The sequence below is a fragment of the Ruegeria halocynthiae genome (assembly GCF_000743705.1).
GTDB lineage: Bacteria > Pseudomonadota > Alphaproteobacteria > Rhodobacterales > Rhodobacteraceae > Ruegeria > Ruegeria halocynthiae_B.
Window position 1 is genome coordinate 16,518 of sequence record NZ_JQEZ01000008.1, and the last position, 11,428, is coordinate 27,945.

Annotated in this window: 9 protein-coding genes; 5 read left to right on the forward strand and 4 right to left on the reverse strand. The window is 53.7% G+C overall.

The features are described from left to right. Window positions 1-61: 61 nt before the first annotated feature. Window positions 62-1,912, reverse strand: a complete 1,851-nt coding sequence (locus JT51_RS20150; RefSeq protein WP_037317354.1) for a ParB/RepB/Spo0J family partition protein — start codon at window positions 1,910-1,912, stop codon at window positions 62-64. A 70-nt stretch (window positions 1,913-1,982) separates the two neighbouring features. Further along, entirely contained in the window at window positions 1,983-2,354 is a 372-nt protein-coding gene (locus tag JT51_RS20155) for a DUF3768 domain-containing protein (protein WP_160175202.1), read from the reverse strand. Window positions 2,355-2,888: 534 nt separating this feature from the next. On the opposite strand from JT51_RS20155, the gene JT51_RS20160 reads away from it, so the two are divergent. The 5 genes from JT51_RS20160 to JT51_RS21330 all read left to right on the forward strand — a co-directional run bounded on the left by JT51_RS20160 (window position 2,889) and on the right by JT51_RS21330 (window position 8,261). Continuing rightward, window positions 2,889-3,128: an HAD hydrolase-like protein gene (locus JT51_RS20160; protein ID WP_081894762.1), complete on the forward strand. Its 240-nt coding sequence runs from the start codon at window positions 2,889-2,891 to the stop codon at window positions 3,126-3,128. Window positions 3,129-3,178: 50 nt separating this feature from the next. Further along, window positions 3,179-3,814 carry a glutathione S-transferase gene (locus JT51_RS20165; protein WP_037317360.1) on the forward strand — a complete coding sequence of 212 codons (636 nt, stop codon included), beginning with the start codon at window positions 3,179-3,181 and terminating at the stop codon, window positions 3,812-3,814. A 365-nt stretch (window positions 3,815-4,179) separates the two neighbouring features. After that, window positions 4,180-5,388: an AAA family ATPase gene (locus tag JT51_RS20170; RefSeq protein WP_037317363.1), complete on the forward strand. Its 1,209-nt coding sequence runs from the start codon at window positions 4,180-4,182 to the stop codon at window positions 5,386-5,388. Continuing rightward, entirely contained in the window at window positions 5,378-7,915 is a 2,538-nt protein-coding gene (locus tag JT51_RS20175; RefSeq protein ID WP_037317365.1) for a S8 family peptidase, read from the forward strand. Before JT51_RS20170 ends, JT51_RS20175 begins: the two co-directional genes overlap by 11 nt. Window positions 7,916-7,934: 19 nt before the next feature. Beyond that, complete coding sequence (locus JT51_RS21330; protein WP_051927666.1) at window positions 7,935-8,261, forward strand: WGR domain-containing protein; 327 nt, start codon at window positions 7,935-7,937, stop codon at window positions 8,259-8,261. Here JT51_RS21330 and JT51_RS20185 read toward each other — a convergent pair. Together JT51_RS20185 and JT51_RS20195 are read right to left on the reverse strand one after the other, a co-directional pair. After that, window positions 8,258-9,709, reverse strand: coding sequence for an RES family NAD+ phosphorylase (locus JT51_RS20185; protein WP_037317368.1), 1,452 nt, complete (start codon window positions 9,707-9,709; stop codon window positions 8,258-8,260). The two genes, JT51_RS21330 and JT51_RS20185, sit on opposite strands and share 4 nt — an antisense overlap. Before the next feature lie 864 nt (window positions 9,710-10,573). Then, a complete protein-coding gene (locus JT51_RS20195) occupies window positions 10,574-11,392 on the reverse strand; it encodes a hypothetical protein (RefSeq protein WP_037317374.1) in 819 nt (272 codons plus the stop codon). Between the last annotated feature and the right edge of the window lie 36 nt (window positions 11,393-11,428).

Genomic DNA, 11,428 nt, shown 5'->3' on the forward strand with positions numbered 1-11,428 from the left:
GATGGCGGGAGAAAACGCATGTTGCGCAGGCAGGGCGGTGTGCACCGCCCTGCCCTGTGGATCAGCCCATACCTTCGGGCAGCCAATTGGTGATCTGCTCGGCCTGCGCCTCGGTGACGTTGTGCGCCGTGCGGAACTCCACATCCGAGAACAGCTGGTCCAGCTTGGCGACCTTCTCGCTCTTTTTCAGCTTGGCAAAAGTCGTTGCAGTGGGATGATCCTCAGACAACTCCAGCAGATTGCGCCACAGAGCATTAAGATAAGGTCCACCAACACGGGCAAAGAAGTTCTTTGCCGTTGGCACCCAGACCTCGCGGATATTGACCTTGGTCTCCTTGTCCACCAGAGCTTCCAGCTTTTCATCGCCGCCCTGATATTGCGCCACCAAAAACCGGGTCAGCTCCGCTCGGATGTGATCCGCGCCTTTCTTGCGAAACGCCCGGAAGGATGCGCCAAGGTCTTTGGTATCCCACATGTCACGCGGAGGGCTTGTCGTCAGCCGCGCATCCAGCACATAGCCCTCCCCTTCCGTTGTTGGCCAGTTCGGAACCTCACCCAGAGAAACCCCAAAGGGCTTGTCGCTGCGCATCTCATGGCTCATCTGATAAGCCAGCAGATCGATCACCAGATCGGGATCCCGCAGCAGCGCATGTTGCCGCGCGCCCTGCGCCACCCGCGCCAGATCATCCGCCAGTTTGGCGGAGATTGGGGATTTCGCCCCGATGCTGCTCGTCCCATCTGCGGGAGCACTGAGGACACCTGCCGAGATTGCGACTTTCTTGTCTTCCGGCTTCACCATGCCCGCAGTGACATCAAGCTGACCCCGGTTGTTCACACAGACATAAGCACCGGCATGGGCTTTCTGGTCTTGGGTATAGTCACCGTCAAGGATGCCCTGCAGCGTGGCCAGTTCAGCCTGCCCAGCCTCATCCAGTACTTCTGCTTCTGCCAGTTCAACGAGATCTTCGTAGCGCGCAACCTGATCTTCGCTCAGCTCGCCTTCGACCGGATACACCCGCCCGAACCTGGTCAGCCCCATGCTGTAGCTGCACACATAACTCTCTGTGATCGGCTCAACCCATTTCCAGCCTTCCGTCTCGACCAGTTCCTTGGCCGCCTCCGCAAGAGCCGTTTCAAAGCAGCGCTCCAGAATATCCGGGCTGTCGAACAGGACTTCTTCGGCAAAGAGATCACCACCAATCTTGCCACCTGCGGCCTTGTAAGCCTCCTCACCGACAAAAAGCGCGCGCCGATCGGAGCCTTTCACGCTGTCGGGTTTGAGCATGTTTTTAATCTGGTAATCCGACCAGCTGTCACCACGGACGCGTTCCAGCACCTCAAGGCTATGGCTTTCATCATCCGAGATCGTGAAACACGCCGCCATGCTCAGGCTGATTTCTCCAGCCGCCAGCGCATCGATCACAGGCTTAGGCAGATGCGCCAGCGCGAGGCGGCGATAAACATGTTTTTCGGTAACGGCAAATGCGCGGGCAATCACCGGGGCCGGTGCCCCTTTGGCTTCCATCTTGCCATAGGCGCGGATTTCCTCTGCCGGGCTGAGGTCCTTGCGGGCGAGGTTTTCCATATTGGCCCAGGCTTCGGCGGTTTCGACATCCCGGGCCAGCGTCACCATCGGATTTGCAAGCTCGGGATGGGTGGCGGCCAGATCAGGGTGTTGCTCTGCCAGATAGCGCAGCGCGCGCAGGCGGCGGCCACCGGCGACAATCTCCGCACCGCCCTGCCCGTCTGCCAGACCGGCCATGTTCTGGATCAGACCCGCTGCCCGGATACTGTCGGCCAGTTCGGCGATCTCAGCCTCGGGCACGTTCTGGCGCGGGTTCATCGAGGACAGAGACAGCAATGCCAGCGGAAAACGGGCTTCGGTTGCAGGGAGTGTTTCATGTTTGGTCATTTGAGGATTCCTTCTGTTAGAGGTGCGTTGAACGTGACAATCCACCCAGCCCACATGTCGTGGGCCGGTCTCAGTAGTCGCTGGGAAACAGGACAGTCAGGACGCGGCGGGTTACATCCAGATTTTCTGGCTCAGATGATCCCGCGTCATAGCTCGGGTTGTAGAGATCGATCTTGAACCAGACCTCTCGCCCCATCACCGTCATGAACCCCATGTCACGGGTCCCGTGCGGATCATTCTCTTCCTTGAAATCGTCATAGGTTTGGACTGCGGCGATACAGGCCGCCACAAAGGCGGGACCCTCGTTATCTACGGCCGTAGTACAAACCCATTGCCCCTGCCCGCCTGCGGGCTGGCGGTTGCGGAACGCGTCATTTTGCAGAGCAAGTGTCTCGCATGGGGGCAGTCCAGCCTCGTCAGTCATTTCAATACTGTTAGCCATTTTGGACCTCTCTTTCTCGTGGTGCAGCGGGAGCCGATATCCACCGGCCTCCCCGCTTGCGGTTGCGGTCTGTTCCATCGGGTCAAGGAAACGACCCGGTGGCCCTGCCGCCTGCCCTTTGCACCCCCTCCGCGTTTTTCCCCGGAAGGGAGGGCGGGCGACAAAAAGAGGTCCGAAGATGAACCCGCCGGGTCGATCAAACTGAAAAACGGAAGCTTTGCCCGGACCGCCGGGTGAAAGCCGTTTTTCTGATTGAGGCGTTCATGAAAGAGAAAGTGATCCGCGCAGGTGGATCTCGGATCACGCCGCTCGACCCGCCGGGTTCAGCTACGCGTCCTCATCGCCCGCCGGACCGCCGGGAAAATCCGTACCGCAGATCGCAGCGCGGTCTGCGGTCAGAAAAGGATGGAAAGAAAAATCCACGTTGGAAAGAAGCGACCCATTTGTAGGTGCCGGCTGCTGTTCGCAAATGATATCTGGCATGTTCACGGAAGTCGCTCATAGGCATAACGCCTACGGGTCGACGCGCGGGTCATGGTCAGCACCGGTGCCTCTCCTGCACAGTCAGCTATGATCGGTGATGATGCTGAAAGAAACATTGCCAACGCCTTTGCTGCGGGCCTGGCAGAAGCGTATCTGGTGCGTACCGGAAAGTTCCGTGACGGCCACGAGACCCGGTTCACCCCTGAACCGACTGCTACGGTGACCGATATTTGTAAAGCAGTGACCCGCCTGGCCATTCCTGGCGTCGTTAAAACAGAAGCTCGAACATGACAGGCAAGGAAGGGTTTGACCGTACTGGTGGAGTGCAGATAAATCCTCATATGGCTCATCACCCCATCTTATGGACGTTCCGCCGCTGCCCGTATGCAATGAGGGCCCGCCTCGCGTTGGCAAGTTCGGGTGTCAAAGTCGAATTGCGTGAGGTTCGGCTAAAGGACAAGCCACAAGCCTTTTTGCAAACATCCACCTCCGGAACGGTGCCAGCGCTTCGCCTGCCAGATCAGGTTCTTGACGAAAGCTTGGATATCATGATCTGGGTGCTGGAACAAAGTGATCCACAGCGGCTTTTGGACATGCCCCAGGAAGGGTGGGACCTGATCGCGGATAATGATGGTCCATTCAAGGTTGCATTGGATCACACAAAGTATGCCACGCGCTATCCGGATGTTAACGAAACAGTAGAACGCAGGAAAGCGGCGAGCTATTTGGTCAGCCTCAACGAACGGCTGGCCGGGCAGTCCTGGCTGTTTGGAAATCGCCCAACCCTTGCCGATCTGGCACTTCTGCCCTTTGTTCGCCAGTTCGCTTATATAGACAGGGCGTGGTTTGACGCACAGGAATGGCCGAATTTGATTGCATGGCTGGATCGTTTCCTGGCAAGCGGAGCCTTCATGCACATAATGAACAAGCACTCACCATGGACGGAAGGCGACGCGCCGCTTTGGTTCAGCAGCTAGACTCAATATGGCGGACCGGCCCCTAGCGGACATTAAGTATGCCGTTTGGTGCTGCACCGCAGCTTCCTCGAAGCGGACGTTGAGTCCGACCTAAGGTCCTCGTGTTGGGTAGTCTAAGTGTCGACCATCGATGGTGGATAGGGGGATGGCTCCTGCTTCAACCGGCGTCGCAACTCATCATAGTGAAGTTGCTATGCGAGCGCGGTACGTTCCGTTCTGGAAAAAACAGCAAAGAACCGGAATTTGCGCGCCTCATTCCGGAAAAATAACGAATATTAAGGAATTATGCTTGCTAATTTAGGATTTTTCCACGATAACTAGGAAAACTGCGAAAAATCGCGGGAATTCACCGCTGGGAGGCAAACATGGATCACTTTTCGGTTGTTCAGAGCATTATCCGATCAGGGCTTGCCGGCGATCAAAAGGCCTTCGACAAGCAGGTTCAGCGGCTACTTACGCGCCTAGAAAAAGAAGGTGAGGACAAAGAGGCAGCGACAATCCGCAGGCTTTTGTCTTCGGCATCCGAAACCAAAGAACTTACACCCAGCAAGGTCGAAGTGTCTCGCTCGATGGTAGTTGGCGAAACGCTAACATCGGACACAATACCACCCATTGATCGTGAAACTGGCGCACAGCTCTGTACCGTTGAATTCCCTGGGGCGATGCAAACCGCCCCAATCTATGAGAAGGATGTCAAAGATACAATTGACGGGCTTCTCGATGAATGGCGGCATCCTGAAGCGCTACGCTGTGTTGATGTAGAGCCGACCCGATCGCTGCTCATTTTTGGCCCCCCCGGTTCGGGAAAAACCATGACCGCCTACCATATCGCCCAAAACCTGGGACTGCCACTGATCATGGCGCGTATAGATGGTTTGATTTCATCGTTCTTAGGTACGACCGCTCGCAATATCGCAAATCTCTTTGAGTTCGCAAATCGCTATGCTTGTGTTCTGCTTCTGGATGAATTCGATGCGCTGGCGAAGCAACGCGATGACCCGCAGGAGATTGGGGAAATCAAGCGTGTTGTGAACACACTTCTGCAAAATTTAGACCTCAGGCGCGATCACGGCGTCACAATTGCAATCACAAATCATGATCGTTTGCTTGACCCTGCAATTTGGCGCCGATTTGAAACTCATGTTCACATCGGTGAGCCTAATATGGAAGCTGTTACGAGCCTTGTGAAACGGTTCTTGCTACCAATAGCGCCAGACAATGGCACGGTCAGCATTATTGCTTACTGTCTAAGAGGGCGTTCCGGAGCGGATCTGCAACGCGTTTGCACGTCGATAAAGCGCACGCTTGCCTTAAGTGGTTCAGAGCATAATGGGCCAGGCATTTTTCAAGCTCTAAGCACTGTTTTAGCTCGGTTGCCCGAACACGATCATGCTCCAGCAAAGCTGCTTGCCCATGACCCTGACGCTTTCGTCAGCATGATCACAAACGACAGCCAAATCGCAATTAGTCAGCAGGATATCGCGGCTGCGACCGGAATGAGTAAGTCAAAAATTAGCGAACTTAAGAAATCACAACGCCATCTCCCTTTAGTGGAGGCTTCAAATGCCAAATAATCCCGTACAGATCATTCTCAACGATGAAGCATTTCTAAGGGCTCCGGATCCCGGTCAGGGCGGTGGAAACAAGGATTTTTTCGAGAACGCAGACGCCGAGTTTGGCGCTCATAAATCCAGCATATTGCAGTCCATCGACACAATTACTGAATCCGTGCAAGCCAGCTCGTTTGGGCCCGCAACATATTTACGGGTTCAAATGCGGGAGGCTGCTTTAGCGAAATCATATCGCCCGGTCACCTGGCTTTTCCAGAAGGACCAATTCCCGTGTGTAGGCGCAGACGGAGTTGGAACACTCTATTTTCGCGCTCCACTTATATATCTTCCTGCGCTGCGCCGCCGGGTCGAACAGGCTGAACAAACTGTTGTCATCAACATATCCAAGAACACCGGGTTGCCTTATCCAGCACCGTCTGCGGCACGCTCGGAAGTCGGTGCAATCGAGAGCATTGAAATTGCGCCTGTGGCGACCAAGCGCAATTTCTCGACGGCAGCAGCCATGCAATTGCTTTCGGACCCGCGCACAGTGTCCGGCTATCATGTCGAGCTCTTTGAAACACCGTCTCGCAATGTGATCGCCGACGACCCACTAGGGCAGAGTGCTCTCTTAAACAGCTTACAAGAAATTTTACTTAGCTTTGGGCCTGGCTCGCGCACACTTCTAGCAACGAAGCTTGGGCGAACACCTGTTCTTGAATTCCAACTTACGCACAGTGACGAATCGGCACTTATTGACAACCGTCTTGGTCTGTCAGGGCGTGACGTGACGGCAGTGACGCGCGGCGGCCCTATTGATTTGTCACCAGATCGCCATGAGGATGCGCTTGCGACGCTCGCAAGCCACCCCTTGGTCCGCGCAATTAATCCACCTATCCAGCTTCAACTGGGAAATGGGGAGGTTCCTGCACCTCAAGAAACCAGTGCGGGCAGCGGTAGGCAGGTAGCTATACCTGAGCCCGTTACTGGGGCTCCTTATCCAATAGTTGGCGTTGTTGATTCCGGCGTCTCCGACATTTTGTCTGCTTGGCTTGCCGGTCGATTTGACTACCTTGATGAAGATGAGTTCGATGGAAATCATGGTACTGGCGTTGCCGGTGTGGTTGCTCTTGGTCAAACCCTAAACGGCCCAGCTGTTGCACAGGAAAGTAGCGGGTGCATTCTATACGATGTTCCGCTGTTCCCAAAAGGACCATTCCTCGATCAATACCCAAACGGATTTTCGGATTTCCTTGAGGAACTCGAACAGGCTGTAGCTGAGGCCAGCGAAAATCACGGTGTTAAGATTTTTAACTTGTCGATCAATGTGACTTCCGATGTGAATCGTCATCGCTACGGTCTTTACGCCGCGCGACTGGATCAGATTGCCGACACTTATGGAGTGATCTTTGTAAACTCGGCGGGCAACCTTCCGATTGGCCAAGCCCGCGCTCCCTGGCAAAAAAAGCCAAGTGATGTTGTTTCATATTTTGCCTCAAGAACGCAGCCAGACACCATCTTTCAGCCATCTGAAAGCGTACGCTCCATATCTGTCGGCGCACTTAACCCGCCAAACACGACACAGATAATGGATGCGCCAACAGTTTATTCAACACGAGGTCCGGGTCTGCAGGTAGGTGTCAAACCCGACGTCGCCGCCTATGGTGGAGCAGGGGGAGTCGGGCCAGGAAATCCAACGGGCTTGAAATCCATCACCACGGCAGGGTTGTCCCAGGATGTGGCGGGGACAAGTTTCGCAGCTCCTTTGGTTTCGCGAACTCTTGCCGGATTGGATCGGGACACGCAGGGCGGATTAGGTTCTGAGGCTCTGAGGGCAATGTTGTTGCACCACTCCCACACACCCGATCCGCTCACAAAGCGCGGTATGAAAGACATTGCGCGTCAGTTTTCCGGATACGGACAGCCATCCAGCGTTGCTGAGATGCTGGAGACCGACGATCATGAGGTGACGATGGTTTTCCAAAGTCGATTGACGATCGGAGCCCGTCGTCCGGCGATTCTTCGCTTTCCCTTTTCTTGGCCCCAAAGCCTAGTAGATCACCAAGGTGCTTGCTCCGGGCAAGTCAGAATGACACTGGTCTACTCGCCACCCCTCGATCCCGCTTTTGGTGCTGAGTTCGTCAGGGTGAACCTAGAGGCGTCGCTGCGGCAGCGTCAGAATCGAAAAAACAAAGACGGTCAATATGGGTATACGAACCAAGTTGACGCACGATATTTGCCCAATTCGGCGGGCCTAGGTATTCCAGAAAAAGCTCTTATAGCGCACGGCCTTAAGTGGTGGCCATCAAAACAATATAGCCGGAACTTGAATGAGCGCGGGGAAACCTCTGACTGGCGTTTGGAGGTGACCAGTCTGGTGCGAGCGGAAGCCGAGTTCCCAGTTGCAGGGGTACCGTTTGCCGTACTGCTGACAATACGGGACCCTGATGGCGTAAAGCCAATATTTGCTGAGATGCGCCAATCATTACAGGCAAGCCGCGCAAATGCTCAGGATATCAAAGCTGCAGCAAGGCTGCGCCCAAGGCGCTAACGAAAGGCGGTAATGCACCATGGAATACTTAATAAATCTCGCTCAGGGTAGCTGCAGCGTTACGCTGTACCATGATGATGCCGCACTAAACAAAGCCCGTTTCTACCGCTTAGATCTTTCCACCAACCTTTGGGGTGAACAGATTGTTGAGCGCCATTGGGGAAGGCGTGGGACTTGGGGCCAATATCGACTGGCAACTTTTGGAGATCAAGCGTCGGCCGTGAAAGAAATGTTGAAAACACTTCAGGCAAAGCTGGCTCGTGGATACTCATTGGCTGATGACACAGGAATTTGCGATGTTGGTTATGTCGATCAGATGCAGCGATCCATCACAAAGGGATGCTAGAATATCTCCTCCGATTGCTTTTGCATACGATGCCGACGAACTGTGTAACTATCCGTCCCATAGGTCGCAGAGGTAACGATTTGAACGGTCAAAGACTTTAAATCAAGGGTAAGTGTGGGCTCTTCGACGAGCTCGCACTCATATTGCCAGTTTAACTCCTGAAACGGAAAGCTCGAAGAGGGCTCAGTGGTTTCGTTTTCTTCTTTTGCGGGAACCTCTTCCCATACCCAATAGTCCGGCTCTGGGCCGTCTTCAGTCGACATAGTGGTATGGGCGCTAAGCTCCGCTCCATCGGGTAAGTCCATCTTCTCGACTTTGCTAGCCCGGTGGAAGAGGACAACATTTGTAGTCGCCTCGTTCGTCTGAGCAGATGGAAAGATCACCCCATCCAGCTTTACAGACAAACCATTAGCTAAAAAATCAACGACAGCTTGGGTTGTTAAGTACTCAATCTCTTCGTCGGTTGGCATTACCGGTCGGGAGATCCGGTTCTTTAGGGATCTCAAGAACATCATCCGCGTCAGGCGTGTCGCATATTCGGGATCAAATATGCTGCCACGTTCACTCAATGACTCCAGAATGCGGAAATCCAACAACTTTACGGGACGCGTCAGATCAAACCTCCCGACAAGGGTTTGGCTTCCGACGGCAGGACGCACCTCCGCAATGGCTCCCTCAACCGTGTCGGCACCGTAAAACACTGAAATTCCATGAGCGTTCATACGACCAGCGCGCGCATACTCAAAAGGTGGTGGGCCAAGTTCGAGATCCGGTCGTGACAATCCCTTCTTGAGGTCTCTGTCAGAGTAGAAAACCCGCGCCCTATAGAAACCAGAAATTTCTTGGCTTGGTCCAGCATCAACGATGACAGAGTTACCGTTGGAAGTCTGCATTTCTTCAATCCCAGAAAAGATGGACAGAAGGTACTTATGAGCGTCTTGGTTGAAGAACCTGGTCTCTTTCTTCAAATTTTGTTCGAAACGATACCAGCCTTCGTGATGCGCTCCGTCACTTGGAATAATCTCTTCATAATGAGCATCTGATGCAAAGGGACACTCTTCCCCCAACTGCCAGGCCTCCCAATCCCCATGCACTTCCTCCAAGTGGCTTTGTAGATCGCTGGCAAGCTCTTCGGAGCAATTTAGTGCGTTCATGATTGCATAGACTGTCGGTTCGCCATCACGCTCCCACTCGTAACTGGATTCCTTGTCAGCCAACATCATCGATTGAAATCCATCGGGTTGATCAGATGTGCGAATAAAGTGGCTATCAAACGCTGTTTCGATGGACTCAGAAAGCTCGGAAAAGGACCAAGTTTGAAGAATTTCATCACAGTAGGAACAGTATTTTTCCTCGCCTGAGTCCTCTATTTTCTTGGCGAGATACGGATCACCCACACAATCTTCGCAAATCCGCCGTTCGTCAGTTTCATCCAAATCAATCGACATACATGATTCCTTGCTCGCCTTCGGTGGCTGTTTCCGAAGCGTCACTTGGAGGTGCCGCAAAAACAAAAGCAAGTAGAGCCATTACAAACAGAAATTTCATAGATTCCACCTATTTTTGAAAGGTGCCATTGAGAAGAAGAGAACTTCGCGAACATTCCAGCGTTATAAACACGGTCCAAGAGCAGCAGCGGCTAAACGTCCCTGCGTTGTTGGTATGCCAAATTGGTGCGCCGCTTAATGAAGACCATTTTCGTTTTACCGTATCTCGTCGAATGTCCCTTGGAATAACGACATATTATCTTCGTATTCATCGCCGTTAGTGCAACATATCCCTACGCCGGGCCCATCTAATTCCCGTCGCCGGAAACACCAATGTGTCAAATCAAGCGTCACATCTTTTTTCACGGTTCCTGTTTGCGTCCAGGTCTGTTTCGGCTTCCCAGCAATCTGGGAGAGAATTTCCGACTGGCATGCCGGGAAAGCCACAAGGCACTCGCATTGGACATAAAGAGTTCCTGAGTCCTCAAAGGTCACCATGTTGGGTTCAGCTGGAACAGATGATGCAATTAGAATAGAACAAATAAAAGAAATTGGGCGCCACATGTTGCCCCCTCCTAAAATTAAGTAACTATCGATTTGGATCATAGGTCTTAAGCTCATTTCTAACAAGCTTGACGGTTAAAGTCCCAAGCGCCAATCCAATAACCTAGACTGAGTTTCTTTTTTCTTGGTGCGTCCAAATTGACGAGTGCCGTCCGATTGAGTGTGCTGCTAGACAAATTCAAAGTCGTCTGAATTCGCCGTCGATTGCGGGAACTTGCCCAGTGCAAAACAGACGCCACCCGGCAAGAGCGGCCTTGAATGTCAGCTACAACTGAGAGACACCGCCACGTCCACACATACCACTGCGTACTGCGGTTTGTTCGCCGGGACGGTTCCGCCCGGGACATTTGGCGTCTGCTTCGTTGCCGAACCACCGTTGGAGTTCACAAAGTTTTCCAGATTGGTCTGAAGGCTCTTCCAAAGCTTGTCCGCCCCTTCGAAAGCCGTTTCTTCCGCTGCACTGACAAGACTCGGGTACACGCGATCGAAGGCGCGCGTGTAGAACTCCATGTGACCACCAACTTCACGAAGCCCAAACTCCCGGTTTCCGGCTACCGGGTGATCTCCAAAACCCAATACCAGCGCCTCATCAGTGACAGGGGAAAACACCCAAGAGAAATCACTGGTTCTCGACACAACGACAGCGGCCTCGTCGTTGCCCACGCCGCCGAGCGTGCTGATTTGAAACACCATAATCGTGCCCAGGAGCGCTATGCTCTGCGAGCCCCAATCACCGGTGTCATCGCCATTGAACCCATCGAAGCTGGCCACGGACTGGTCGAAGAAGCTGTTGAGGTTCTTGCGAACGTGCCAGAAGAACTGCGTCTTGTTCATCCCCGATGGAAGCGTATCGATCCGCACGACATATTCGTCGACGTTGACCGCACTGCCGGTCCCTTCATCAATCCGCTGGACCTTGTAGTCCTTGGCTGAGTGCCCCCGGTCGGCCCGCGTCTGCTGTAGAGGCGCGGCATCCGGCTTGAAATTCGCAAGGTCGACCCAATCCGACCAGACCTCAGATTGACCGGGTGTAGCGGCGAGCCACAGGGCCGCCACCGTGAAGAGCAAATTGGTTCTCATTGCGTCTTTCTCCGTTTCTTTCAGTTCAATCGACGG

Coding starts and splice junctions, on each gene's coding strand:
- JT51_RS20165 (WP_037317360.1), top strand. CDS start 3,179: ATGGCTCATCACCCCATCTTATGGACGTTCCGCCGCTGCCCGTATGCA.
- JT51_RS20170 (WP_037317363.1), top strand. CDS start 4,180: ATGGATCACTTTTCGGTTGTTCAGAGCATTATCCGATCAGGGCTTGCC.
- JT51_RS20175 (WP_037317365.1), top strand. CDS start 5,378: ATGCCAAATAATCCCGTACAGATCATTCTCAACGATGAAGCATTTCTA.
- JT51_RS20150 (WP_037317354.1), bottom strand. CDS start 1,912: ATGACCAAACATGAAACACTCCCTGCAACCGAAGCCCGTTTTCCGCTG.
- JT51_RS20160 (WP_081894762.1), top strand. CDS start 2,889: ATGGTCAGCACCGGTGCCTCTCCTGCACAGTCAGCTATGATCGGTGAT.
- JT51_RS20195 (WP_037317374.1), bottom strand. CDS start 11,392: ATGAGAACCAATTTGCTCTTCACGGTGGCGGCCCTGTGGCTCGCCGCT.
- JT51_RS21330 (WP_051927666.1), top strand. CDS start 7,935: ATGGAATACTTAATAAATCTCGCTCAGGGTAGCTGCAGCGTTACGCTG.
- JT51_RS20155 (WP_160175202.1), bottom strand. CDS start 2,354: ATGGCTAACAGTATTGAAATGACTGACGAGGCTGGACTGCCCCCATGC.
- JT51_RS20185 (WP_037317368.1), bottom strand. CDS start 9,709: ATGTCGATTGATTTGGATGAAACTGACGAACGGCGGATTTGCGAAGAT.